Annotated in this window: 21 protein-coding genes and 1 tRNA gene; 13 read left to right on the top strand and 9 right to left on the bottom strand. The window is 70.9% G+C overall.

The window, feature by feature from the left end; genetic code table 11:
• Position 1 precedes the first annotated feature (1 nt).
• Both ABZ079_RS06515 and ABZ079_RS06510 read left to right on the top strand, forming a co-directional pair.
• On the top strand, positions 2-721 hold the full coding sequence (locus ABZ079_RS06515; RefSeq protein WP_356938282.1) for an ABC transporter permease: 720 nt from the start codon (positions 2-4) through the stop codon (positions 719-721).
• A gap of 264 nt (positions 722-985) precedes the next feature.
• A tRNA-OTHER gene (locus ABZ079_RS06510) sits at positions 986-1,089 on the top strand.
• 13 nt (positions 1,090-1,102) lie between these two features.
• On the opposite strand, the gene ABZ079_RS06505 is transcribed toward ABZ079_RS06510, so the two are convergent.
• The 9 genes from ABZ079_RS06505 to ABZ079_RS06465 form a co-directional block, all read right to left on the bottom strand.
• The gene (locus ABZ079_RS06505) at positions 1,103-1,900 is read right to left on the bottom strand and encodes an HAD-IIB family hydrolase (protein WP_356938281.1); all 798 of its coding nucleotides are present in this window, start codon (positions 1,898-1,900) and stop codon (positions 1,103-1,105) included.
• Complete coding sequence (serS, locus tag ABZ079_RS06500; protein WP_356938280.1) at positions 1,897-3,174, bottom strand: serine--tRNA ligase; 1,278 nt, start codon at positions 3,172-3,174, stop codon at positions 1,897-1,899. The genes ABZ079_RS06505 and serS overlap by 4 nt, the downstream gene beginning before the upstream one ends.
• A 528-nt stretch (positions 3,175-3,702) precedes the next feature.
• Complete coding sequence (pheA, locus tag ABZ079_RS06495; RefSeq protein WP_356938279.1) at positions 3,703-4,635, bottom strand: prephenate dehydratase; 933 nt, start codon at positions 4,633-4,635, stop codon at positions 3,703-3,705.
• A gap of 79 nt (positions 4,636-4,714) precedes the next feature.
• On the bottom strand, positions 4,715-5,998 hold the full coding sequence (efeB, locus tag ABZ079_RS06490) for an iron uptake transporter deferrochelatase/peroxidase subunit (RefSeq protein ID WP_356938278.1): 1,284 nt from the start codon (positions 5,996-5,998) through the stop codon (positions 4,715-4,717).
• A gap of 8 nt (positions 5,999-6,006) precedes the next feature.
• Entirely contained in the window at positions 6,007-7,953 is a 1,947-nt protein-coding gene (locus ABZ079_RS06485) for a copper resistance protein CopC (RefSeq protein WP_356938277.1), read from the bottom strand.
• A 13-nt stretch (positions 7,954-7,966) separates the two neighbouring features.
• Complete coding sequence (locus ABZ079_RS06480) at positions 7,967-8,425, bottom strand: copper chaperone PCu(A)C (RefSeq protein WP_356938276.1); 459 nt, start codon at positions 8,423-8,425, stop codon at positions 7,967-7,969.
• The gene (locus tag ABZ079_RS06475) at positions 8,422-9,075 is read right to left on the bottom strand and encodes an SCO family protein (RefSeq protein ID WP_356938275.1); all 654 of its coding nucleotides are present in this window, start codon (positions 9,073-9,075) and stop codon (positions 8,422-8,424) included. The genes ABZ079_RS06480 and ABZ079_RS06475 overlap by 4 nt, the downstream gene beginning before the upstream one ends.
• 90 nt (positions 9,076-9,165) lie before the next feature.
• Complete coding sequence (locus tag ABZ079_RS06470) at positions 9,166-9,912, bottom strand: YcnI family protein (RefSeq protein ID WP_356938274.1); 747 nt, start codon at positions 9,910-9,912, stop codon at positions 9,166-9,168.
• 159 nt (positions 9,913-10,071) lie between these two features.
• The gene (locus ABZ079_RS06465) at positions 10,072-10,908 is read right to left on the bottom strand and encodes a hypothetical protein (protein WP_356938273.1); all 837 of its coding nucleotides are present in this window, start codon (positions 10,906-10,908) and stop codon (positions 10,072-10,074) included.
• A gap of 186 nt (positions 10,909-11,094) precedes the next feature.
• Here ABZ079_RS06465 and ABZ079_RS06460 point away from each other — a divergent pair, with 186 nt between their 5' ends.
• The 11 genes from ABZ079_RS06460 (at position 11,095) to asnB (ending at position 24,181) form a co-directional block, all read left to right on the top strand.
• The gene (locus ABZ079_RS06460; RefSeq protein ID WP_356938272.1) at positions 11,095-11,541 is read left to right on the top strand and encodes an ATP-binding protein; all 447 of its coding nucleotides are present in this window, start codon (positions 11,095-11,097) and stop codon (positions 11,539-11,541) included.
• A gap of 201 nt (positions 11,542-11,742) precedes the next feature.
• Complete coding sequence (locus ABZ079_RS06455) at positions 11,743-12,588, top strand: siderophore-interacting protein (RefSeq protein ID WP_356938271.1); 846 nt, start codon at positions 11,743-11,745, stop codon at positions 12,586-12,588.
• A gap of 330 nt (positions 12,589-12,918) precedes the next feature.
• Positions 12,919-14,097 carry a cytochrome P450 gene (locus tag ABZ079_RS06450; RefSeq protein ID WP_356938270.1) on the top strand — a complete coding sequence of 393 codons (1,179 nt, stop codon included), beginning with the start codon at positions 12,919-12,921 and terminating at the stop codon, positions 14,095-14,097.
• Positions 14,090-15,094, top strand: coding sequence for an aspartyl/asparaginyl beta-hydroxylase domain-containing protein (locus ABZ079_RS06445; protein ID WP_356938269.1), 1,005 nt, complete (start codon positions 14,090-14,092; stop codon positions 15,092-15,094). Before ABZ079_RS06450 ends, ABZ079_RS06445 begins: the two co-directional genes overlap by 8 nt.
• Positions 15,091-16,356 carry an MFS transporter gene (locus ABZ079_RS06440; RefSeq protein WP_356938268.1) on the top strand — a complete coding sequence of 422 codons (1,266 nt, stop codon included), beginning with the start codon at positions 15,091-15,093 and terminating at the stop codon, positions 16,354-16,356. The genes ABZ079_RS06445 and ABZ079_RS06440 overlap by 4 nt, the downstream gene beginning before the upstream one ends.
• Complete coding sequence (locus ABZ079_RS06435; protein ID WP_356938267.1) at positions 16,353-17,591, top strand: cytochrome P450; 1,239 nt, start codon at positions 16,353-16,355, stop codon at positions 17,589-17,591. The genes ABZ079_RS06440 and ABZ079_RS06435 overlap by 4 nt, the downstream gene beginning before the upstream one ends.
• Positions 17,592-17,631: 40 nt before the next feature.
• Positions 17,632-18,996, top strand: a complete 1,365-nt coding sequence (locus ABZ079_RS06430; protein ID WP_356938266.1) for a DUF6002 family protein — start codon at positions 17,632-17,634, stop codon at positions 18,994-18,996.
• Positions 18,997-19,112: 116 nt separating this feature from the next.
• On the top strand, positions 19,113-20,156 hold the full coding sequence (locus ABZ079_RS06425; protein ID WP_356938265.1) for a GNAT family N-acetyltransferase: 1,044 nt from the start codon (positions 19,113-19,115) through the stop codon (positions 20,154-20,156).
• On the top strand, positions 20,153-21,409 hold the full coding sequence (locus tag ABZ079_RS06420) for an MFS transporter (RefSeq protein WP_356938264.1): 1,257 nt from the start codon (positions 20,153-20,155) through the stop codon (positions 21,407-21,409). The genes ABZ079_RS06425 and ABZ079_RS06420 overlap by 4 nt, the downstream gene beginning before the upstream one ends.
• Positions 21,406-22,332 carry an LLM class flavin-dependent oxidoreductase gene (locus tag ABZ079_RS06415; RefSeq protein ID WP_356938263.1) on the top strand — a complete coding sequence of 309 codons (927 nt, stop codon included), beginning with the start codon at positions 21,406-21,408 and terminating at the stop codon, positions 22,330-22,332. The genes ABZ079_RS06420 and ABZ079_RS06415 overlap by 4 nt, the downstream gene beginning before the upstream one ends.
• Before the next feature lie 10 nt (positions 22,333-22,342).
• Positions 22,343-24,181, top strand: a complete 1,839-nt coding sequence (asnB, locus tag ABZ079_RS06410) for an asparagine synthase (glutamine-hydrolyzing) (RefSeq protein ID WP_356938262.1) — start codon at positions 22,343-22,345, stop codon at positions 24,179-24,181.
• Positions 24,182-24,228: the final 47 nt, after the last annotated feature.

The raw sequence follows: 24,228 nt of genomic DNA, 5'->3' as shown, positions 1-24,228 counted from the left end.
TATGTACGACCCCACCGTCGCCCGGCTCACCTACCGAGCCCTGCTCGGCCGCCGCCGCGCCCTCATCCTCGGCGCGCTGCCCCTGCTGCTGATCGTGATCTCCGTGGCCGTGCGCGGCCTGACCGGAGCCGACGACCAGACGGCCTCCGACGTCCTCGGCGGCTTCGCTCTCGCCACCATGGTGCCGATCATCGGCGTCATCGCGGGTACGGGCGCGATCGGCCCGGAGATCGACGACGGCTCCGTCGTCTACCTGTTGTCCAAGCCGCTCAAGCGGCCCACGATCATCCTCACCAAGCTCATCGTCGCCATCGCCGTGACCATGGTCTTCTCGGCGGTGCCGACCCTGATCGCGGGTCTCGTCCTGAACGGCAACGGCCAGCAGATCGCCGTCGCCTACACGGTCGCCGCGCTGGTCTCCTCCATCGCCTACTCGGCCCTGTTCCTGCTACTGGGCACGGTCTCCCGGCACGCGGTGGTCTTCGGACTCGTCTACGCGCTGGTCTGGGAGGCACTGTTCGGCTCCCTGGTGCCCGGCGCGCGCACGCTGAGCGTCCAGCAGTGGTCGCTCGCCGTCGCCCACAAGATGGCCGGCGGGGATCTGGTGACCTCCGACGTGGGCCTGCCGACGGCCACCGTGCTGCTGGTGGCGGTCACCGTCCTGGCCACCTGGTACGCCGGCCAGAAGCTGCGATCCCTGACGCTGGCGGGCGAGGAGTAGGCCGCCGGCGGGCAGCCCTCTTATTCGGTGGCGTCCGACTCGGCGGCGGGGCACAGTGGTTGTGCCCCATCCGCCGGGATCGTCCCGGCGCCGCGTTCTGGGAGAGGAGGTGGGCGGTGCCCATGCACGGCAGTACGCCCAGCTCCCGCCAGGGCAGCCCGAGGCCGGCTCCGGAGTGATCGCTACCCCTCCGTGAAGCCATGGGAGCTGCCCGGGGCGGCCGCTTCGAGCACGCGAGGTCGCTCTCGCGTGGGCCGCCCACCCGGAGGATTGGCCGAGTGGTAAGGCACTGGCTTGCGCTGTGTTGGATCAGAAGCAAGCAAGGTCGGGCTGGAAAGCCCGCGCACGTTCGATACGTGCATCCTCCGCCGAAGCCGGGATTCAGCCCAGCAACCGCTCCAGCACCACCGCGATGCCGTCCTCCTCGTTGGAGGTCGTCACCTCGTCGGCCACCGCCCTGAGCTCCTCGTGGGCGTTGGCCATCGCCACGCCCCGCGATGCCCAGGCGAACATCGGGATGTCGTTGGGCATGTCCCCGAAGGCGATGGTGTCGTCCGCTTTCAGGCCGAGACGGCGGGCCGCCAACGACAGCCCCGTGGCCTTGGACAGGCCGAGGGGCAGCAGTTCCACGATGCCCTCACCCGCCATGGCCACCGTGACGAAGCCCCCGGCCGCCTGCCGGGCGGCCTCCGCCAGCTCGTCGTCGCCCAGCGTCGGATGCTGTAGGTAGATCTTGTTCAGCGGCGCGGTCCAGAGATCGGACGCGTCCGTGAAGGGGATGGCGGGCAGGGTGCCCGTGACCGCGTATCCCGGCCCCACCAGCACCTCGCCGTCGAGGCCGTCGCGGCTGGCCGCCAGGTACAGCGGTCCCACCTCGGCCTCGATCTTGGCCAGGGCGACCCCCGCCAGCTGCCGGTCCAGGGTCACGGAGGTCAGCAGGCGGTGCGCTCCGGCGTCGTAGACCTGGGCGCCCTGGCCGCAGACGGCGAGGCCGTCGTAGCCGAGGTCGTCCAGGATGTGCCGGGTCCAGGGGACCGCGCGGCCGGTGACGACGATGTGCGCGGCGCCCGCCGCGGTGGCCGCGGCGAGCGCGTCACGGGTGCGCTGCGAGATCGACTCGTCGGAGCGCAGGAGCGTTCCGTCGAGGTCGGTGGCGATCAGCCCGTACGGGAAGCTCAACGGGACACCGGCTCCAGAACCTCCCGGCCGCCCAGGTAGGGGCGCAGGACCTCGGGCACGCGGACCGAGCCGTCGGCCTGCTGGTGGTTCTCCAGGATCGCCACGATCGTGCGCGGTACGGCGCACAGCGTGCCGTTGAGCGTGGCCAGCGGGCGGACCTGCTTGCCCTCGCGGACCCGGATGGACAGCCGGCGGGACTGGAACTCGGTGCAGTCCGAGGTCGAGGTCAGCTCGCGGTACTTGCCCTGGGTGGGGATCCAGGCCTCGCAGTCGTACTTGCGGGCGGCCGAGGCGCCGAGGTCACCGGAGGCGACGTCGATGACGCGGAACGGCAGCTCCAGCGAGGTCAGCCACTGCTTCTCCCACTCCAGCAGCCGCTGGTGCTCGGCCTGGGAGTCCTCGGGAGTGACGTACGAGAACATCTCGACCTTGTCGAACTGGTGGACGCGGAAGATGCCCTTGGTGTCCTTGCCGTGCGAGCCGGCCTCACGGCGGAAGCAGGGCGAGAAGCCCGCGTAGCGCAGCGGGAGGCGGTCCGCGTCGATGATCTCGTCCATGTGGTACGCGGCGAGCGGGACCTCGGAGGTGCCGACGAGGTAGAGATCGTCCTTGTCGAGGTGGTAGACGTCCTGGGCCGCCTGGCCGAGGAAGCCGGTGCCCGCCATGGACTGGGGGCGCACCAGCGCCGGGGTGAGCATGGGGGTGAAACCGGCCGCGGTCGCCTGGGCGATGGCCGCGTTCACCAGGGCCAGCTCCAGCAGGGCGCCGACGCCGGTGAGGAAGTAGAAGCGGGAGCCGGAGACCTTGGCGCCGCGCTCGACGTCGATCGCGCCGAGCAGCTGGCCCAGCTCCAGGTGGTCCTTGGGCTCGAAGCCCTCGGCACCGAAGTCGCGGATCGTGCCGTGTGTCTCCAGCGTGACGAAGTCCTCCTCGCCGCCGACGGGCACGTCGGGATGGACGAGGTTGCCGAGCTGGAGCAGCAGCTGCTGGGTCTCGGTGTCCGCCGTGTCGCGCTCGGCGTCGGCGGCCTTGACGTCGGCCTTCAGCTGCTCGGCCCGCTTGAGCAGGTCGGCCTTCTCGTCGCCGGAGGCCTTGGGGATCAGCTTGCCGAGCTGCTTCTGTTCGGCACGCAGCTCGTCGAAGCGGACGCCGGAGGACCTGCGCCGCTCGTCGGCAGACAGGAGAGCGTCGACGAGCGCGACGTCCTCTCCACGGGCGCGCTGGGACGCGCGCACACGGTCGGGGTCCTCACGGAGCAGGCGAAGGTCAATCACGGGGCCAAGGCTACCGGTGCGGGGTTGCGGCTCACGAATCGCTATTCCCGGGAGTTCTGAGGCGCGGCTTACGTACCGTTATGTGTCATATGCCGAACGTGTCAAGGGAAAGGGTCACCTTCCCTGGGGCGGGGCAGGCTCGGGCGCCCGGTTGACTGGATTCCCTTGTGCGGAACGGGACTTGGGTGCCGGTTGTCCACAGGAATCCCCACCCCCTGAAGAGTTATCCACAGGCTGTGTGGAAGGTCTGTGGATTTCGGAATGGATCACTCCGGTAGCCTCGAACGGACTGAAGAATTGCCCGGTCAAAGCCCGTCGACGCCCACTTTCGGGTGGAAAACGGTCGCCCTAAAAGATGAACCAAAGGAAAAGGGTGGACGAAGGGTGACTCGGGTGACGGCCGCCCCGTCTGAGGGATGTACGGCGATTTGTCGACGGAATGGCGCTTCCTTGTCGACTTGTCCCCAGGTCGAGAAGGGCACCTGTGGATAACGTCTGTGGATAACGAGGATGCGCAGGTACGACCGACTAGAAACGGCCGTCCTGGCAGCGGGCCACCCAGTCCGCCGCCGCCATGAACGCCTCGTCCGACGTCCCCGGCAGCGTCGGCCGGGCCTCGTCCGGCGCGATGCCGGCGCGCGGGTAGGAGCCGAGGAAGCGCACCTGGAGACAGATCCGCTTCAGCCCCATCAGCGCCTCTGCCATCCGCCGGTCCGAGATGTGGCCCTCGGCGTCGATGCAGAAGCAGTAATTGCCGATACCGGCACCCGTCGGCCGGGACTGCAGCAGCATGAGGTTGATACCGCGCGAGGCGAACTCGCCGAGCAGGTCGCGCAGGGCGCCGGGGTGGTCGTCGCGCTGCCACAGCACCACCGAGGTCTTGTCGGCGCCGGTCGGCGCGGCGGGCCGGGCCGGACGACCGACCAGCACGAACCGGGTCTGCGCGTTCTCCGCGTCGTGGATCCCGGTCTCCAGGGCCTCGAGGCCGTACCGGGCGGCGGCGAACTCGCCCGCGAAGGCGGCGTCGTACCGGCCCTCCTGGACCAGGCGTGCGGCGTCCGCGTTGGAGGCGGCCGACTCCCACGTGGCGTCCGGGAGGTGCCCGCGCAGCCAGTTGCGCACCTGCGGCTGGGCCGCCGGGTGGGCGGAGACCGTCTTGATGTCCGAGAGCTTCGTGCCCGGCCGGACCAGCAGCGCGAAGGTGATCGACAGCAGCACCTCGCGGTAGATCATCAGTGGTTCGCCCGCGACCAGCTCGTCCAGGGTGGTGGTGATGCCGCCCTCGACGGAGTTCTCGATCGGTACGAACGCCGCCTCGGCCTCGCCGGCCCGTACCGCGTCCAGCGCGGACTGCACCGACACATACGGGAGCAGCTCCCGGGTGGCCGCTTCCGGGAGTGTCCGCAGGGCCACTTCGGTGAAGGTGCCCTCCGGGCCGAGATACGCATAGCTCGCTGGCATGTCCTCACCCTAATGGCGGCACCGCGGCCCGGCGTATCCATCTCACGACAGCCACCCGTCCGGGTGGTTTGCATCCGGATCAGCCCTCCAGGAGCCGCTGACCCACGTATTCGCCGTTCGCCGCTCCGCCCGGCACGGCGAACAGCCCGCTCGCCTCGTGCCGGATGTACTGCGACAGCGCGTCGCCCCGGTCGAGCTTGCGCTGCACCGGTACGAAGCCGCGCAGCGGGTCCGCCTGCCAGCAGATGAAGAGCAGACCGGCGTCGGGCGTGCCGTCCGCGTCGATCCCGTCATGGTAGGAGAACGGGCGCCGCAGCATCGCCGCGCCGCCGTTCCGGTCGGGCCGGGTGATCCGGGCGTGCGCGTTGACCGGGACGACGTACTCGCCCTTGGCGTCGGTCTTGTCCAGGTCCATCGCGGTCGTCTCGTCGCCCCCGGACAGCGGCGCTCCATCGGCCTTGCGGCGTCCGATGACCTGCTCCTGAGCGGAGAGCGACAGCTTCTCCCAGTCGTCCAGGAGCATCCGGATGCGGCGTACGACGGCGTAGGAGCCGTTCGCCATCCACGCGGGTCCGCCCGAGGCCGGCACGAAGATCCGCTTCTCGAAGTCGGAGTCGGCCGGCTTGGGGTTGCGGGTGCCGTCGAGCTGGCCCATGAGGTTGCGGGCCGTCATGGGGTGGGCGGTGGCGCCCGGAGTGCGGTTGAAGCCGTTCATCTGCCAGCGCACCCGCGCGGCCGAGCCGGCGTCCTTCTGGATCGCGCGCAGGGCGTGGAAGGCGACCAGGGCGTCGTTCGCGCCGATCTGCACCCACAGATCACCGTCGCTGCGCGCCTTGTCGAGGTGGTCGGAGGAGAAGTCCGGCAGCGGGTCCAGGGCGGCCGGCCGCTGCTTCTCCAGGCCGGTCCTGCCGAAGAAGCTGTGCCCGAAGCCGAAGGTGATCGTCAGCGAGGAGGGGCCCGCGTCCCGGGCCACGCCGGTGTCGTCGTGCGGGGCGGCCTCGCCCGCCATCAGCCGCTCGGCCGTCGCCGACCAGCGGCGCAGCAGGGCAGCCGCCTCCTTGCGGCCCGCGCCCGCCGTCAGGTCGAAGGCCACGAGATGTCCGCGGGCCTGAAGTCTCTCGGTGATGCCGGGCTGATGTTTCCCGTGAAACGTCACCCGGTCGGAGCCCACCGAGGTCAGCGGAGTGGCCTGGGCGGGCGCGGCGGCATAGCCCACTGCCCCGCCGGCCGTGCCGAGTACGAGCCCGGTGGCCCCCGCGGTGCCGAGCAGCGCGCGCCGGGAGACGCCGCGGCCGCTGTCGGGGACGGGCGCCCGCACCGCGGACTCGGGCGTACGGGCCTCCGGGATGGACTGGTCGGGCATGGTGTCGTTCAGCCGATCTGAGCGTTCTTGGAGACGGTCACCTGGTCGATGTCGGAGGTGCGCACGGTGACGGCGATCTTCCAGTCGCCGGCCATGGGGATCTGCACTCCGTTCGCCGACCAGTGGCCGGTGGCGAGGTGGTCGGGGTTCACGGGAAGCGGGCCGATCTTCTTCGCCTCGAGGGTGAAGGAGACCTTCACCTCGGGGACGTCGAAGGCCCGCCCGTTGGGCCGCTGGACGTACACGTGCATCTCGTTGCCGCCCACGCGCGCGGGGTCGAGGTCGACGCTGACGACACCCTTGCCGTCGGTGCCGCCGGTGTCGAAGGGCATGTCCAGGGTCAGCGCCCCGGACGGGGAGGACGACGAGCTGGAGGAAGAGGACGTGACGGCCCTGGCCTCCTGCTCGGTGCGGCCCGGCTCGGTCTGCGTCAGCGCGGTGGTGACGGCGAGCAGGACGACCGCGACTCCGGCCTCGGCGAACACCGAGCGGCGCAGTCCGAAGCGGTCCGGGTCGGCTTCCCTGAGCCGCTTCTGCCGGGCGGCGTCGATCGCGGCCCGCTGCCGGGCGAGCTGGGCGGCCCGCTGGGAGCCCCCGGTACCGGTCACCTCGCCGTCACCGGCGACGGCCGCCGCCTTCGCCCCCTGGCCCGCATCGGAGCTCTGCTTGGCCATGGCGGAGGCCACCCGCTCCCTCTCCGCCCCTGTGATCTTGGCCGTCGCGGCCGTGCCGAGCCGCCCCGTCCACCGCCGTGATGTCGAGGCGACGCCGACCAGCACCGCCACCAGGGCGATCTTGACCAGCAGCAGCTGCCCGTACCCGGTGCCGGTCAACGCCGACCAGGAGCCGAGCTGCCGCCAGGACTGGTAGGTGCCGGTGGCGACGAGCGTGATGACCGAGCCGAAGGCCAGCCGGGAGAAGCGCCGCACGGCGGTCGCCTCGACCGGGGCCTCGGCGGGTGCCCGGTACAGGGCGACCAGGAGAGCGGTGAGGCCGCCCAGCCACGCGGCGGCGGCGAGCAGGTGGACGACGTCGACCGGCATGGCGATGCCCGCCTGGAGTCCGACCGAGGCGTGCTCGGCCATCGCCCAGCTGGACGCGAGCCCGGCGGCGACGACGAACCCGCCGATGGCGAGCCCGAACGTCAGGTCACGCTTCTCCTGGCCGTCCTCGCGCCGGTGGTAGGCGCCGAACAGGACGGCGACGAACAGCGCGGCGGCGGCGAGCAGCAGCAGCCGGGAGACCAGCGCGGCACCGGTCTTCGTCTGGAGGACCTGGCCGAGCAGATCGAGGTCGAAGACGTCGGCGACCTTGCCCGAGGTGGTGTACGAGCCGCGCAGGACCAGCAGCCACAGGGTGGCCGCGGTGAGCGCCAGCCAGCCGCCGACGACCAGCCGCTGCACGGCCCGTACGCCCGCGCCGCGCTGCCAGCAGAGGAGCACGAAGGCCGCGCCGCCCGCCAGCGCGAGGAAGCCGGCGTAGGACACATACCGGCCGAACGCGTAGAGCCCGCCCACGACTCCGCCGCCCGCGGCCGGCCCGGCAGCGGAGACGACGGTCTGCGAGGGCGCCCCGACGGAGAAGGTGTAGGCGCCGGAGACGGGGTGGCTGTCGGCCGAGACGACCTGGTAGGTGACCGTATAGGTGCCCTTGTCCAGTCCGCTCTTGAGCCGCACGGCGTAGGTCGTCCCGCTCACGTTGGCGGGTCCGCCCCGCTGGACCGGTTTGCCCTTGGGGTCGAGCACGCGCAGGGAGTCGTCGCTCATCGCCACCTTCTCGGAGAAGGTGAGCGACACCTGGGTGGGCGCCTTCGTGACCACCACCCCCTGCGCGGGGTCGCTGCCGGTCAGTGCCGCGTGCGCGGAGGCCGGTCCGGCGCCGGCCAGCAGCGCGCCGGTGACGGCGAGGAACAGCAGCACCAGGGTCCGCAGGCGGGGGGTGATGGTCCGCGTCAAGGTGGTCCCTCCCTCAGTGGCCGGTCGTCGGGTTGTACGTGGCGGACTTCACCGGCATCTCGACGGTGAGGGGTCCGGACCTGGCGAAAGTGAGCTTCACGGTGACCGTCTGGCCCTGCTTCGGCTTGTGCTTCAGCTTCTCGAACATCAGATGGTTGCCCCCGCTTTCGAACACGAGTCGACCGTGGGCCGGTATGGCGAAGGAGGTCTTCTCCGTCATGGCGCCGCCGACGGTGCCGTGCAGGGTGACCTGGCCGGCGACGTCACTGGTGATCGAGGTCAGCTCGTCCTTCGCCCCGCCCTTGTTGGTGATCGTCAGGAAGCCGGCGGCCATGTCGGCGGAGACCGGCTGGGGCATGTAGGGGGAGCTGACGGACAGGTCTGCTTTACCGGAGCCGGAGCCGGACCCTGAGCAGCCCGCGAGGGCGAGGGCACCGGTGAGGGCGGCCGTGGTCAGGACGGCACGCCTCACGGCTTCGCTCCCTCGGCGAGCTTGGGCAGGTCCTTGGTGTAGTCGTCGACCGTGGTGTCCTCGCCGTAGAGGACGTAACCGCCGTCGGTCTTCGGGGAGAACGCGATGACCTGCGTGCCGTGCACCGAGACGAGCTTGCCCTTCTTGTCCTTGGTCGTCGGCTCCACGGAGATGCCGACGGAGCGGGCACCGGCCTGGATCGTGGCGAAGTCGCCGGTCAGGCCGATGAACCGCGGGTCGATGCCCTTGAGCCACTTGCCCAGCTCGGCGGGGGTGTCACGGCCGGGGTCGGTGGTGACGAACACGACCCTGAGGTCGTTCTGCCCGGCCTTGGGCAGCGCCTTCTTGGCGACGGCGATGTTGCTCATCGTCGTCGGGCAGATGTCGGGGCAGTGCGTGTAGCCGAAGTAGACCAGCGTCGGGTGGCCCTTGGTCTCCTTGCGGAGGTCGTACTTCTCGCCGTGCGTGTCGGTGAGGACGAGGTCGGGCTTCTCGAACGGCCGGTCGAGGACGGTGGCGGCCTTGCCCGAGTCGGACTCCTCCGAGACCACGGCGACCGGTGACCTGCCGTCGTTCCCGCTGCCGCAGGCGGAGAGGGGCAGAGCGGCGGCGGCGAGCAGCGCCGCCGCGGCGAACGTCTTCTTGTGCATGGAGAAATGTCCCAGATGTGAGAACTCCGGCGCGCGCCGGGGTCGTACGACAGCGTCGCACGACCCCCTGCGCCCGTGCGGAACGGTGGGTCAGGCGGCGGTCCGGCGGCGGCCCGCGAGGACGCCGTAGGCCACGCCCGCGGCGCCGACGACGATGCCGACCACGCCGAGCACGCGTGCGGTGGTGTCACTGCCGCCCTCCGACTCCTCGGCGGCGGCCGTCTCCCCGGTCTTGCCGTCGGTCTCGTCGGAGTCGTCCTTGGCACCCGCCGCGCCGTGGTGGTCGTCGGTGGCGGCGGACAGCTCCAGCACCGGGGCCGGGTTCTCCGGCTCCTCCCGGCCCTCCTGCGGCACCTCGATCCAGCGCACGACCTCCTTGTTGGAGTACGTCTGGATCGCCTTGAAGACGAGCTGGTCGGTGTCCTCGGGCAGGGCGCCGACGGAGAGCGGGAACTTCTGGAAGAAGCCGGGCTGGATGCCCTTGCCGTCGGTGGTCCAGACGACCTTGGTGACAGCCTCGTCGATCTTCTCGCCGTGCATCGTCAGCGGCTTGTCCAGCTTGGACTTGGTGACCTTCGCGGTCCAGCCGGGGACCGGCTCGGGCATGACCGAGGCCAGCGGGTGGTCGGTCGGGAGGTTCACCTCGAGCTTGGTCGTCGAGGCGTTGTCGCGCTCGTTGGGAACCTTGAAGTCGACGACCGCCCAGCCGCCCTTGGCCGCGGTCCCCTCGGGCTGCACGGAGACGTGCGCGAAGGCGGGGACGGACAGGGCGAGAACGGCCGAGCCCGCGACGGCGGTGGCGGCGGCGACACGAGAAGCGATGCGAGAAGCCTGCATGGCAGGTGCACTCCACTGTGAGTGAGGTCCGGTGATGTTGAGGAATACGCGTGCGCGTGGCTGTGCACTCGGTGAGTGCGCACGCGCGCGTGCCGCATGACGGCGTCCCTCTCGTCCGGCTCTCCGTTTCCGGATCCGTGCGGTGGAGGTCGCGTCGCGTCAGGCGGCGAGGAGGAAGGCCGCGGGCGGGCCGCGCCGGATCACCGTGTGCTGGAGTGCGGTGGTGTGCGGGGCGGGTGCCTCGTCCCGGGCGGTACGACAGCCGCGCGGGCCGGGCTCGAGGGCGGGCAACAGCCCGGCGCACAAAGCGTGCGCCAGCGCGAGCGCCCCGCGCAGGGATCGTACGAGCGCCCTCTCGGCGACCCCGTGCGCCGACAGTTCGACCAGTCGCAGTACGGCGAGGTCGCCCCGGCGCAGCAGCCAGCCCGCGGCGACGGCCGCGAGGACGTGGCCGAGCAGCATCGGCAGCGAGGGCAGCAGCGAGGCCGAGGGGCCGGTGGGGTCGGCCATGTGATGCATGGCCGGCATGGCGCCCACCGCCCGGCCCGAGGAGTCGATGAGGTGCGCGTCGAGCAGGAGACGGTAGGCCTGTCCGGGGGTGAGCACCGACGGGGTGGACCCGCACACGAGCCGGGCGGCCCGCTCGACGAGCGCGGCGTTGCTCAGCGACCCGTCCGCCGGGCCCCTCGGCATTCCACCGGAGGCCATGGCCGCCACCCCGTGCTGACCCAGCCCGAACAGCGTGTGCAGGGCGGTCTGGCCGAGGGCGAGGAGCGCGGCGATGCCCGGCAGCGAGCGGGTCCGCCCGGTGAGCGGTGCCACGAGCAGCAGGGAGCCGAGGAAGCCCGCGCCGAGCGTCCACAGCGGCACGCGCGCGCAGGAGGCCAGTGTGTGCCCGGCCGCGGCCAGCACGACGCAGACCGCGGCGAACACCGCGGCCCGCAGGATCCGGAGCCCGGCTCCGGGACGCGCCGTGCGTGGGTGGGGGGCAGTCATGGCGGGCTCATCATCGCACTGCCCTCACCGGCGGCATCCGGCAGGTCGCCGGAGGCGTCCCTCATACACCGATTCCTCCCTGGGCGCATCGCCCGTATGGGCGGCGTCACGTCGACGGAGTGCTTACGGGTCCTTACGGACGGCAATAGGTAACGGTATGTCGAGCCGCGGCCAGGAGGCTGGAGCATGAGCATCTGGTGGTCACTCCATCTGCGCCGCGAGGCCGCGAGCGTGCCCCTCGCCAGGCGCCTGCTGATCGGCACCATGGAGACGGCGGGCGTCGACCCGGAGATCTCCTACGACCTGTCCGTCGCACTGAGCGAGGCCTGCGCCAACGCCGTGGAGCACGGCGGGCCCGGGGCATCCGGCGGCGTCTCGGAGGCGTACCGGGTGACCGCCTACCTCGACGGCGAGAAGTGCCGTATCGAAGTGGCCGATTCCGGACCCGGGTTGGCGCGCGTCCCGGAGGTCCGGCCCGCCCGCCCGGACGCCGAGCACGGCCGCGGGCTCTGTCTCATCCGGGAACTCGCCGACCACGTCCACATCGGCGCCAAGCCCGGCCGGGGCGGGACGGTGGTCAGCTTCGACAAGGCGCTCAAATGGAGGAAAGACGCGCCCTTGATGGCCGTGTAGCCCTGGTGGCCGGCGCTCCGAGGCGGGAGACGGGGGCTGCGACCTGCTGAAACGATCTGCACTGTGTCGGGGGATGGTGATCCGGGCGGCCGGCGCAACAGTCAGGGCGATGCGCTGGCAGTCTCCCTTCCGGGGCGGCCGCGGGTGCTAGCTTAGGCAGACCTAAGTTCTTCAACAGGCCATTACACGGGGGAGATTGTCATGGCGGAACGACCGCAGCGCAGGGCCCGGCCCCTCCACATCGGCCGAGTGGTGCGCAGCCGGCGCCTCACCCCGCACATGCAGCGTGTGGTCCTCGGCGGCGAGGGCCTGCGTGCCTTCGCCGGGGGCGAGTTCACGGACCACTATGTGAAGCTGCTGTTCCCGGCGCCCGGAGTGACCTACCCGGAGCCCTTCGATTTGCAGCAGATCCGCGCGGAGCTGCCGCGCGAGCAGTGGCCGGTGTCCCGTACGTACACCGTCCGTTCCTGGGACGCCGTCAGCCGCGAGCTGACCATCGACTTCGTGGTGCACGGGGACGAGGGCGTGGCCGGGCCCTGGGCGATGCGGGCTCAGGAGGGTGACATCCTGCGCTTCTCCGGCCCGGGTGGCGGCTACGCCCCCGACGCAGGTGCCGACTGGCACCTGCTCGCGGGCGACGAGAGCGCCCTGCCCGCCGTCGCCGCCGCGGTGGAGGCGCTGCCCGCGGGCGCCCGGGCACAGGTCTTCCTGGAGGTGGCGGGGCCCGAGGAGGAGCAGAAGTTCGCCGGTGACGCGGAGGTTACCTGGCTGCATCGGGGAGAGCGCCCCGTCGGCGCGGCCCTGGTCGAGGCGGTACGTGCGCTCGAGTTCCCGGACGGCCGCGTGCACGCCTTCGTGCACGGCGAGGCGGGCTTCGTGAAGGAGCTGCGCCGGCTGCTCCGGGTGGAGCGCGGCATCCCGCGCGAGCAGCTGTCTGTCTCCGGCTACTGGCGTCTCGGCCACGACGAGGACGGCTGGCAGTCCTCCAAGCGGGAGTGGAACACCCAGGTGGAGTTCGAGCAGGAGGGCGGGGCCCCCGCTGCCTGAATCCGGCGGGCGATCGGCACCGGGAAGTGTCCGAAAAATGCCGGACGGGCTGGAGAAAACCAGCCCGTCCGGCATTTTTTCTGCCCGCGCACCGTCGTGCATACCACGGAGCATTGTGCCGCGACAAGAGGGGGTTTTACCTACCGTCGACTCCGTTGACCCATGCTCGGGACATTGATTTGATGATGGTGCCTTGAAAAACCGAACCGCGAGTTGGGGGACAACATGAAGTACTGCTGGTAAACCCATCATGGCATTCACGGGGCCGGCTCGCCGAGCCGGCCCCGTTGTCAATTTCATTGAGGAGAAGGCGACGAAGGAGAGCGCGGAATGCTGGAATACGATCCGTTGTCACCCGAGCTGATAGAGGATCCGTACGCCTTCTACACGGAGCTTCGTGAGACACAGCCGGTCTTCTGGCACGACCGGATCGAGTCATGGGTGTTCACGCGGTATCGGGAGTGTTCGCGGATTCTCCGTGACTCGGCCGCGTTCGCCAGCGACTGGCGCCGGGCGGGCTACGACATGCCCGAGATGGACCACCCGAGCCTGCAGGTCCTCGATCCGCCCGAGCACGGGCCGGTCCGGCATCTCTTCATGAACGCACTGCACCACCAGGATCTCGACGGTGTCGAGGCCATGGTGGCGGACGAATCAGCAGCCATCCTCCGGAAATTCTCTCCGGACGTTCCCTTCGATTTCGTGGGGGAAGTCGCCCGGCCGGTCGTTCTCCTTGCTATCGGTCGATTCCTCGGTGTGGACACGCCGGACACCGACTCCTTCGTCGCACTGACTGACGCGGTGGAGCGCGGTATGGATGCCGGATTCGTTCCCGAGGCGCTGCCGCCGGCCATTGCCGCCCGCCGGGAGATCGACGCTCTGGTGGAATCCTGGGTCGTTGACGAATCCACACCCGGAATGCTGGGGCACGCATTGCGTGAGAGAAAGAACCTGGGTGTACCGGAAGGCGTCGTCTGGAGCACCGGGCGAGTGCTGTTTCTGGCCGGATTCAGTACGACCGTGTCGGCCGCCGCCAATGCCCTGCTCGCTCTTCTCGACCAGCCGCAGCTGATCGAGCGGCTGCGTCGCGACCGCGGGCTGCTCGACAGCTGCATCGACGAGCTCATCAGGTACGACAGCCCGATCCAGGGCACGAGCAGAGCATGCGTGGAGGACCTCGACCTCGGCGGGGTGCGGATCGCCCGCGGGCAGGCGGTCCTGGCCCTCATCGGCTCCGCCAACCGGGATCCCGCACAGTTCGCCACCCCGGACGCGCTGGTACCCGACCGCCGACCCAACCAGCATCTGGCCTTCGGGCGCGGCCCCCACGCGTGCACCGGCACCCTGCTCGCCAAGGTAGTGCTGCGAGGCCTGCTCACCAGCCTCCTGGACCTGCCCGGAACCGTGCGCCGGGCCGGGACGGTGTGTCGCGAGGCCCGTGCCACCCTCCGCTACCCGGAGCGGTTTCCGATCACTTTGACCGCGTGGAGAAACGACACCCATGAGTGAACTCGAGCCGTGGCCGCAGGCCCCGATCCTGGCCGAGTTGCCCGCAACGGCCATGCTCACCCCGCACTTCGACACGGAAGGGCTGCTCGCCGACCTCGACGCCCTGCGGAGCATCCAGTGGCTGTCGCCGCAGATCATCAGCGGCGACGGACTCCGCCCCGGCGTCGACGTGGACTGGCGCAAACTCCCGCTGCGCAGTGTCGGCGGCGACCCGGGCCGAGCCGACCCCGGAGGGCCCGCGCTCGACGACTTCGCCGACACCCCCCTGCTCGCCAGGGCTCCGCACATGGCCCTGCTGCTGAAGCACCTGCCGGCTCCGCTGCGCTGCGTCAGGCTCCAGTCGCTGGGCCCCGGCGCGGCCAGCCCCCTGCACAACGACACCAAGTACGGCCTGCCCTGGGGGATCGTGCGCCTGCACGTGCCGTTGATCACCACACCCGGTGCCGTGCTCACCATCGAGGGGACCACACACCGCTGGCAGCCCGGGGAGTTCTGGTACGCCGACTTCACCCGCCCGCATCTGGTGCGGAACGACGATGACATCACCCGCGTTCACCTGGTCATCGACTGCGAACCCACCCGGGAACTGCTGCAGTTGTTCCCGGCCGGGTTCCGGACGCCGAGAGTGCTCGAGCACACGCTCCTGTCGCCGCCGGACGTGCACGTCACCCCGGAGGAGCTGAGGGAGCACCGCTGCACCTTCCAGATCCCGGACTCGTTCACCGCCTTCGACGAACCCGACGGAGCCTTCCTCACCTCGCCGCGGACCCGGACGGTCACCGTCGACGTGCACGAGGGGCGGCTGGTGCTGTCCTTCTCCGGGGAACCTGCGTTCGCCCTGGTCCCGGTGGGCGCCGGAGAGTTCCGGTTCGCCGGCTGGACGGTCGAGCGGACGATCCAGTTCACCAGGGACTGCTACGGCAGGCCGTACGTGACGCTCCGTTCCCGGGTCGCGGACCAGGTGCGGGCACTCACGCTGCCCGCGGGCCCGGTATGAAAGCTGAGGCTGCCGCGCGGCGCAGTCTGCTGAGACACCGAGACTTCGGGCTGATGTTCGGGGCCGAGTCGATCAGCGTCGCCGGCTCGCAGATCGGCCTCGTGGCGCTGCCGCTGGTCGCCATCCTGACGATGCACGCCGGCGCCTTCGAGGTCGGTCTGCTGGGTGCCGCGCAAACCGCGGCCTTCGCGCTGATAGGCCTGCCCGCGGGCGTGTGGGTGGACCGGATGCGCCGCAGACCCGTGCTGATCACGGCGGATCTCGTACGGGCGGCGCTCCTGCTCTCCGTCCCCGTCGCCGCCTGGTTCGACGTGCTCACCCTCGTTCAGCTCTACGCCGTGGCGCTCGGTGCCGGTGTCGCCACCGTCTTCTTCGAGATCGCCAGCCAGAGCTATCTGCCCGCCCTGATCGGCCGTGACCGACTGGTCGACGCCAACGGCAAGTTGGAGATCACCCGGTCCGGCGCCCAGGTGGTGGGTCCGAGCGTCGGCGGCTGGCTGGTCGCGTTGCTCACGGCACCCGTCGCGGTCATCGCCGACGCGATCAGCTTCCTGGGCTCCGCGCTCCTGCTGAGCCGGATTCACGCACGGGAGCCGGTGCATTCCCCCGCCGACCGGCCGAGCCTGGTGCAGGGCATCCGAGCGGGGCTGCGTCTTGTGTTCGGCGACCGCATCCTCCGGCTCATCGCGCTCCGCTCGGCCGTCGCGAACCTGGCGTTCTCGGCGCTCCTCGCCGTCCAGGCGCTCTTCCTCGTCCAGGAGATCGGGCTGTCACCCGGAGCCTACGGGGCCTTGCTGGCCGCGGGCGCCGTGGGGGGCCTGTGCGGCGGCGCCCTGGTCGGACCGCTGACGAAGAGGGTCGGCTCGGCCCGGGTCATCTGGCTCGGGCCCCTGCTCTTCCAGCCGTTCGCGCTGCTGATCCCGCTGACCACCGCGGGCGCCGGAGTCGTCTTCTTCGTCGTGGGTTCCTTCCTCGTCTCGGTCGGGGTGGTGGTCTACAACGTCAGCCAGATCAGCTTCCGCCAAGCCACCACGGCGCAGGACATGCTGGGCCGGATGAACGCCACCATGCGCTTCCTCGTGTGGGGTGCCATGCCGCTCGGCGGGTTGCTCGGCGGCGCCGTCGGCGAAGTGTTCGGCGTGCGTGCGGCGGTGTGGTCCGGTGCCGCGGGGCTCGTGCTCTCCACGCTCCCCCTGCTCTTCTCCCCGCTGGTCCGCATGCGTGAGCTGCCGGACAACGACACACCGGACGGAACGCCATGACACACGTACGCGACTCACGGCCGCGGGAGCACGCAGTGGACGACGAGCTGCGGCCCGGCTTCCCGATGACCCGGCGCTGCCCCCACGCACCCCCGCCCGAGTACGAGGAACTGCGGGCCCGGGCTCCTCTCGTGCGGGCGACGTTCCGCGACCGGACCGTGTGGCTGGTGACCCGGCACGCCGAGGCGCAGCAGGTGCTCACCCATCCGGCGATGAGCTCCGAACCGCAGCGGCCGGGACACCCGTTCGCGGACGCGGCCGGGTCGCCGCGCGGCACGCTCCCCGGTGACTTCATCGACATGGACCCCCCGGAACACGACCGCTACCGGCGCATGCTGGCCTCGGAGTTCGGCATGCGACGGGTCCGCGCCATGCGCCCGGCCATCGGCGCCGTGGTCGACGAGGTCCTGGATGAGCTGTCGGGCCGCCACGAGGCCGACCTGGTCGAGGACTTCGGGATGCCCGTCGCCTCGCTGGTGATGTGCCGGCTGCTCGGCGTCCCCTACGAGGACCGGGACTTCTTCCAGGAACGGACCCGCAGGATGGCCAAGGGCCTCACCCACCCCGAGGAGGCCGAGGCCGCGTTCAAGGAGATCCGGGGCTACGTGGGGGAGCTGGCGCACCGGGCCGAGCGGGATCCCGGCGACCATCTGCTCGGCCGCCTCGTCAGGGACCGGCACACGTCCGGCGGACCGACCCACGAGGAGCTGGCGGGCATCGCCTTCCTGCTGCTGGTGTCCGGCCATCAGACCACGGCCAACATGATCCCGCTCGGGGTGTACACCCTGCTCCGCAATCCGGAGCAGCTCACCGCACTGCGCGCCGACCCCGGGCTGTGGCCATCGGCGGTCGAGGAACTGCTCCGCTACCACTCGATCGTCGACTGGGTGGCCCTCGCCCGGGTGGCGACCGAGGACATTCCCATCGGTGGGCAGACCATACGCGCCGGCGAGGGCGTCTTCGTGCTGGGTGCCTCGGCCAACCACGATGAGCGGGTCTTCACCGACCCCGCTGTCCTCGACGTCCACCGTGGCCGCCGCAACCATCTGGCCTTCGGCTACGGCGTTCATCAGTGCCTGGGACACAACCTCGCCCGGGCCGAACTGGAGATCGCGTACCGGCGGCTCTTCGAACGCCTCCCGGACCTGCGGGTCCTGGGAGACCCCGAGGACCTCCCCTTCCGCTACGAGGAGCGGACCTTCGGTCTCCACCGGTTCCCCGTCAGCTGGTCCTGACTCCGCTGCACAGCCACCTCCTACGCTTCCAAGGAGCGGCATGAACCACAGCGTCGCCGAGGCTTCGACAGCCTCGGTCAATGTCCTTACGGAGCATGGCGAAGGCATTCGCCGAGCCCTGGCCGCCGTCGCGGCCGGACGGCCGCCGACGGCGGACTTCGCGCCGGCGTTCGCCCTGCCCGAGCCGTCCGAGCGGCTCAGCGAGTTCTTCGCCGCGACCGACTTCCGCTTCGCCGGACTCGGCACCGTCGGCCCCGTCCGGCTGCATCTGCTCGACCTCATGGGCAACCCCGGTACCCGGACGGTCAAGAGTCTCGCCTCGCACGTCATCGTGGCCCGCGCCGTCGAACACATCGACCGCACCGGGGAAGCGGTGATGATCTTCACGCCGTCGTCCGCCAACAAGGCGACGGCCTTGCGTGACGCGGTGCTGCGGGCCTACCGCACCGGGCTCGCCGACCCGGAACGCCTGCGCATCGTCACGGTGGTCCCGGATGCCGCGCGACCGAAACTGTGGGCGTCCCATCTGGCCGACGATCCGAACCTCGCCGCCCGCAACCCCGTGTGCGTACTGGACGGCGAACACCCCGGCCATGTGAAGACCGTCGTCCTGCGGGCACTGGAGGAGTCCGCCCCGGAGCTGTTCGCGCGGTACGGCTTCCGCCTGTGGCACACCCTGGAACTGGACAACTACCGTTCCGCGGACGCCGTCCGGGCCTTCGCCGAGGACGCGGTACTACCCGCCGACAACGGGGCGGTACGCGTCCACGCGCATGCCGTGTCCAGCGCCTTCGGGCTCCTCGGCCACCACTTCGGCACCACGCTGTCGCCCGCACGGGCCCGGCCCCCGCAGTACTTCCTCGTCCAGCATCTGGCCACGCCCGACATGGTGCAGAGCCTGTACGGCACCCCGGCACCCGCCTACCGGTTCGATCCGGACACGGGCCTCCACCACCAGGACGAGGACCCGCACTATCCCCGCACCACCTTCAGCACCGGGGAAGACCTCGAGACCACCTTCTACACGCGGGCCCCCGCCACCTCCGCGGCCATGAACAGACTCATCCGCGGCAACGGCGGAGGCGGCGTGGTGGTCTCGCTCCACGAGTGCCTCGGCCGCTACGGCGAGATCCGCGCCCTGCTCGCCCGGGCCGGCACCGCGCTGCCGGCGGACCCGCGCGCCCTGCGCGAATGGTCCCTGGTCATGGTGATGACGGGGGTGCTGAACGGCATCGACCGCGGTCTCGTCCAGGCGGACGAGGTCGTCGTCCACGGCTCCGGTTCCTACAGTGCGGACGACTTCGTCCCGCTCTCCGGACCGGCGGTGCGCGACGTCGCCGGTGTGGCGGACGTGCGGAGCGTGCTGCTCGACGCCGCGTCCGCCGGCCTGGGCGCGGCGGGATGACGGCCGTGCCCCGGGCCGCGACCGCGGTGCGCTTCCGATGGAACACGGGCACGGGGCCGTGGGCCGCCGCCCGCGGCTGCTGGGCGAGCGCTCCCGGCCGACGGTATCCGCACACGGTGACGACGTCCGTCGGCGAACGCCTCACCCTGGCGTATCAGGGCTTCCCGGAGGGGCTCACCTATGTGCTGCCGTATCTCCGGGGCCAGCTGTCCATCCCGTCCGACGAGCGGGCGAGCGGCCGCCCCGGACCGCTGTCGGCCGACTTCTCGCCGCTCACCTGGCGCCGGATCCGCCGCGGCGCGGGTGCCGCGGACGCCGACCTCCTGGTCGTGGGCTGTTCCAGCCGTCGTGCGCGCATGCTGCCCCGTGACCGTTCGCTGATCCTCCCGTTCCGCGTTCACGCGCGGATCGACGTCGTGGGCGATCCGGCGGCGATGCTCGGATCGGTGTCTCCCAACGAGCGCCGGCAGTTCGCGCAGCTGCGCCGCAGACACGAGTGGACGTACGAGACGGCGACGGACGTCGACGACCTGCGGTTCTTCTACGAGCGCATGCATCTGCCGACGATGGAGACCCGGCACGGGGAGGAGACGCGCAGCGCCGACTGGGCGACCACCCTGGACTCCCTTTTCCGGCACGGCATGCTGCTGTTCGTCAACGAGGCCGGGAAACGGGTGGCCGGGGTGGTCTGCCGGCTCGAGGAGGACGGCCGTTCGCTCCGGATGCGGCTCTTCGGCGTGCTGGACGGCGACGAGACGCACTACCGCAGCGGGGCGGCCAAGGCGGTTTACTACCTGACCGTGGAGTGGGCCGCGCGACACGGTGTGCGGTGCATCGACCTCTCCGGCGGCGACCCTTTCCCAGGAAAGGGCGTCTTCCAGTTCAAGCGCCGCCTGCACCCGACGATCACACACCCACAGGACCACTACCGCGACCGCCGTGTGTACGTGCGCGCAGTCCGGGACACCGCGGCGGTGCGCGACTTCCTCGTCGCCACGCCGATGCTGAGCGTCGACGAGGCCGAGCGGATCGTGGCCGTCTACTTCCATGACTCGAGCCGGCCCGCCCGTCTCGGCATCCGCGCCGCCACACCGGGAGTGCACGGTTCACGCACCGTCGACCTCGACGAGTTCCTCACCCCGGTCCGGGGCACCGGATGAGCCGCGTTCGGCCGCGGCCCGAGTGGACGACCCTCGCGTGGTGGCGCCGCCCGGTCGGCCCCGTCCACGTGGCCGCGCTGGTGCTCTCCCTGGGCCGGGGCGCCTGGTTCACCTGCTGGGCCATGTTCTTCATCAAGTCCGTGGGCCTGACCGAGGCCCAGTTCGGCGTGGGGATCACGCTGGCCGGCGTGGCGGGTCTGGCGCTCGGCGCTCCGCTCGGCTACGTCGCCGACCGCGTCGGTACCCGTGAGACGCTCGTCGTGCTCACCCTCGTGCAGGGCTTCGCGATCCTTTCGTACGCGGTGGTGCGTGACTTCTGGGTGATCGTGGCGGTCACCTGCGTCATGATCGCCGCCGAGCGGTCGACGCCCGCGATCCGGGTTGCGGTCATCTCAGGACTCACCCCGCCGGGGGACGAGCGCCTCGAGGGCATCTCCACGGCCCGGGTGATGACCCAGGCCGGGATCGTGGTCGGAGCACTGCTCGGCGCACTGGTGCTGTCCGCCGACAGCCGCACCGGCTATCTCAGCCTGATCGTCGTGTACGGCGCGGCCAATCTGCTCGCCGCGGCACTGCTGTTGCGCGTCCCGCACGTACGCTCGCTGTCCGACCGCAAGGTCAGGCGTGGGGTGCTCGTGCTGCGCGACCGGCCTTTCCTGGCCGCCACGCTGTTCAACGGCCTGCTGGCGCTGAACTGGGGAATGCTCGACTCCGGCGTACCGCTGTGGATCACGGCGCACACCCGGGCCCCGCTGTGGGTGATGGGCCTGCTGATGGGGTTCAACGCGGTGGTGATCGTCCTCTTCCAGAACCGGGTCAGCCGTGCCGGCGTGACCGTGGCGGGAGCCGGGCGGCTGGGGCTGTGGTCCGGGCTGCTCCTCGCGGCATCGTGCGGGGTCTTCGCCGCCACGTATCACGGCTCCGGGACGTATGTGCTGGTGGTGCTGTTCCTGGCCGCGGTCGTGCATGTGGTCGGCGAGCTGTTCTTCGTCGGCAGCGGATTCGGACTGTCCGTGGGGCTCGCTCCGCAGGACGCGCACGGTGAGTACCAGGGCATGTTCAACTCCGGTCAGGCGGCCGCGATGATGCTCGCGCCCGGGGCGATGACCGTGCTGCTCGTCGAGGGCGGCCGGCTCGGCTGGTTCGTGCTCGCGGCGGTCTACGTCGTCGCGGGCCTGGGCACGGCGGCGACCGCCCGATGGGCGCTGCACGACCGCGGGGCCGGTGTCACCAGCGAACCGGAGCCGGTATGACGGCTCTCGGCGTCCTCGTCCTGCCGGAACATGCCGGCAGGTCTGCCGCCCGTGTCTGGCGCGAAGCCGAGCAACTCGGCTTCGCGCACGCGTGGACGCTCGACCATCTGTCCTGGCGGCTCCCGGCGGACGCGCCGTGGTACGACGCCATGACCACTCTCGCGGTCGCCGCCTGCCACACCACGACCATGACGCTCGGCACGCTCGTGACGACCCCCAACTTCCGCCATCCCGTCCTCGTGGCCAAACAGGCCATGGCGCTGGACCGCATGAGCGACGGGCGGTTCGTGCTCGGTGTGGGGGCAGGCGCGACCGGACCGGACGCCGCCGCGCTCGGTTCACCAGCACCGTCGCCCGGACAACGCGGGGCGCGCTACGAGGAGTTCGTCACCCTCGTCGATCTGCTGCTGCGCCAGGAGGCGACCACGTTCCGCGGCCGGTTCTACCGGGCCGAGGACGTGCGGATGGCCCCGGGCTGCATCCGGCTGCCACGCCTGCCGCTGGCCATGGCCGCGACCGGCCCCCGGGGGATGCGCCTTGCGGCGCGCCGCGCGGACATGTGGGTGACCATCGGCGACGCGGGCCGCCCCGGGGAGCAGACGGAGTCCGAGGCCTTCGCGACCCTGCGGCGCCAGATCCAGCGCCTGCGGGAGGCGGCCGACGAGGTGGACCGCGCGGCGGCCGGGCACGTCGGCCCAAGTCCCGTGCGGCCGCGCCGGCTGGTCAACCTGAGCAGGATCGTGCCCGATCCGTACGCCTCGACCGAGCGGCTGGCCGATCTCGTCGGGAGATGCGCGGAACTCGGCTTCACCGACGTCGTCCTGGCCCGACCGCGTGCCGACGGCGTCTTCTCGGGAGATCTCGGCGCCTTCGAGCGAGCCGTCCTGCACGTGGGCCATCACCTGAGCCCTGCCCAACAGTGAGGAGCATCGGATGTGTGGTTTCGTGGGATGGCTCGACTTCGCCGGACACCGCCGCGAGACGGCCGACGACCAGCGTGTGCTCGACACCATGACCGACACCATGGCCGACCGAGGCCCCGACGGCCGCGGCACCTGGCTGGGCCCGTACGCGGCACTGGGGCACCGCCGGCTCGCGGTGATCGACGTCGCGGGCGGCGCGCAGCCGATGGCCGCCACGGCCGGGCCCGGCGGGCCGCCCGTGGTCCTGACGTACGCGGGGGAGATCTACAACTTCCGTGAGCTGCGCCTCCAGCTCTCCGGGCTCGGCCACGAGTTCACGACACGGTCCGACACCGAGGTGCTGCTGCGCGCCTACCAGGAATGGGGCGCCGGCTGCGTCGAGCGGCTGAACGGCATGTTCGCGTTCGCCGTGTGGGACGCCGCACGCGAGGAACTGGTGCTCGCCCGAGACCGGCTCGGCGTGAAACCGCTCTACTTCGCCCCCCGTCCACACGGAGTGCTGTTCGCCTCCGAGCCGAAGGGCGTGCTGGCCCATCCCGACTTCACGGCGTCCCTCTCCGCCGAAGCGCTGCCGCTTCTGTTCAACCCCAGACTGGCGCTCCCGGGTGAGACCCCGCTGCGCGGCCTGCACGAGGTCAAGCCCGGACATGTCGTACGCGTCGATCGGCGCGGATGCCACGCGTACCCGTACTGGCGTCTTGTGAGCCGGGAGCACCCCCATGACCTCGCCGCCACGGTGGGGCATGTACGCGAGTTGCTGGAGGACATCGTCGAGAAGCAGTTGGTCGCCGACGTACCCCGAGCGGCCATGCTCTCGGGCGGACTCGACTCCAGTGCCCTCGCGGCACTGGCCCAACGCAGTCTGGACCGCGCCGGCCAGGGGGCGCTTTCCACCTACTCCGTCCGGTTCGCGGGAGAGGAGGAGGACTTCCGGCCGACACTGCTGAGACCCGAGCGTGACGCCCCGTACGCGGCCTTGGCGGCCGCGCACATCGGAGCCCGTCACCGGGAGGTCCTCTTGGACGCGGACCGGCTGGAAGCGGCCCTGCCGTCCACGCGCAGGGCGCGGGACCTGCCGGGACTCGGGCAGTTCGACACCTCGATGTACGCGATGTTCGCGGCGATGCGCGAACACTCGACGGTCGCCTTGTCGGGAGAGGCGGCCGACGAGGTATTCGGCGGCTATCCCTGGTTCCACGACGCGGGCACGGTGTGGCGCGACACCTTTCCCTGGCTCGGTGACGCGCCGCGCCTTGCGGATTACCTCTCTCCCGCGCTGCGCAAGGAAATACGGCCCCGCGAACAGGAGGCGGACCGTTACGCCATGCTGCGTGCCGCGGTTCCCCGGCTGGCGGGAGAAGACGGCATCGAGGCACGTATGCGGGAAGTGCTCTTCCTCAGTCTCCAGGGGCCGCTCGCGATGCTGCTGGACCGCAAGGACCGCATGAGCATGGCGGTGGGGCTCGAGGTCCGGGTGCCGTTCTGCGACCACCGGCTCGTCGAATACGTGTGGAACGCACCCTGGGCTATGAAGACCGCCGACGGGCGGGAGAAGAGTCTGCTGCGGATGGCGGCGGCGGATCTGCTGCCGGAGGGAGTGCTGTCACGCCCCAAGTCCGCCTACCCGGCGGTACACGGCCGGGCGTGGGAGGTCCGCACTCGCAGGGCGGTGACGGCGCTTCTCGACGACCCCTCGTCGCCACTGGCCGAACTCCTCGACCGGGAGCGGGTGCTGGAGATGTCCGGGCAGGAGAGCCGCACCATGACGCACGCGGGCACCGCGCACCTGCTGATTCCGCTGCTGGAAACGGACACCTGGATGCGGGAGCACCGCCTCCGGTTGTCCTGAGCCGGGACGGCAGCGAGGCCGCCCCGCGACACTGTGCGGGGCGGCCT

Origin of the sequence: Streptomyces sp. NPDC006314 (assembly GCF_040613075.1) — a bacterium.
Lineage (GTDB): Bacteria > Actinomycetota > Actinomycetes > Streptomycetales > Streptomycetaceae > Streptomyces.
This window is presented reverse-complemented; position numbering and strand designations above follow the sequence as displayed.

Coding starts and splice junctions, on each gene's coding strand:
- ABZ079_RS06515 (WP_356938282.1), top strand. CDS start 2: ATGTACGACCCCACCGTCGCCCGGCTCACCTACCGAGCCCTGCTCGGC.
- ABZ079_RS06465 (WP_356938273.1), bottom strand. CDS start 10,908: ATGACTGCCCCCCACCCACGCACGGCGCGTCCCGGAGCCGGGCTCCGG.
- ABZ079_RS06445 (WP_356938269.1), top strand. CDS start 14,090: ATGAGTGAACTCGAGCCGTGGCCGCAGGCCCCGATCCTGGCCGAGTTG.
- ABZ079_RS06455 (WP_356938271.1), top strand. CDS start 11,743: ATGGCGGAACGACCGCAGCGCAGGGCCCGGCCCCTCCACATCGGCCGA.
- pheA (WP_356938279.1), bottom strand. CDS start 4,635: ATGCCAGCGAGCTATGCGTATCTCGGCCCGGAGGGCACCTTCACCGAA.
- ABZ079_RS06415 (WP_356938263.1), top strand. CDS start 21,406: ATGACGGCTCTCGGCGTCCTCGTCCTGCCGGAACATGCCGGCAGGTCT.
- ABZ079_RS06440 (WP_356938268.1), top strand. CDS start 15,091: ATGAAAGCTGAGGCTGCCGCGCGGCGCAGTCTGCTGAGACACCGAGAC.
- ABZ079_RS06430 (WP_356938266.1), top strand. CDS start 17,632: ATGAACCACAGCGTCGCCGAGGCTTCGACAGCCTCGGTCAATGTCCTT.
- ABZ079_RS06475 (WP_356938275.1), bottom strand. CDS start 9,075: ATGCACAAGAAGACGTTCGCCGCGGCGGCGCTGCTCGCCGCCGCCGCT.
- ABZ079_RS06450 (WP_356938270.1), top strand. CDS start 12,919: ATGCTGGAATACGATCCGTTGTCACCCGAGCTGATAGAGGATCCGTAC.
- asnB (WP_356938262.1), top strand. CDS start 22,343: ATGTGTGGTTTCGTGGGATGGCTCGACTTCGCCGGACACCGCCGCGAG.
- ABZ079_RS06435 (WP_356938267.1), top strand. CDS start 16,353: ATGACACACGTACGCGACTCACGGCCGCGGGAGCACGCAGTGGACGAC.
- efeB (WP_356938278.1), bottom strand. CDS start 5,998: ATGCCCGACCAGTCCATCCCGGAGGCCCGTACGCCCGAGTCCGCGGTG.
- ABZ079_RS06470 (WP_356938274.1), bottom strand. CDS start 9,912: ATGCAGGCTTCTCGCATCGCTTCTCGTGTCGCCGCCGCCACCGCCGTC.
- ABZ079_RS06460 (WP_356938272.1), top strand. CDS start 11,095: ATGAGCATCTGGTGGTCACTCCATCTGCGCCGCGAGGCCGCGAGCGTG.
- ABZ079_RS06420 (WP_356938264.1), top strand. CDS start 20,153: ATGAGCCGCGTTCGGCCGCGGCCCGAGTGGACGACCCTCGCGTGGTGG.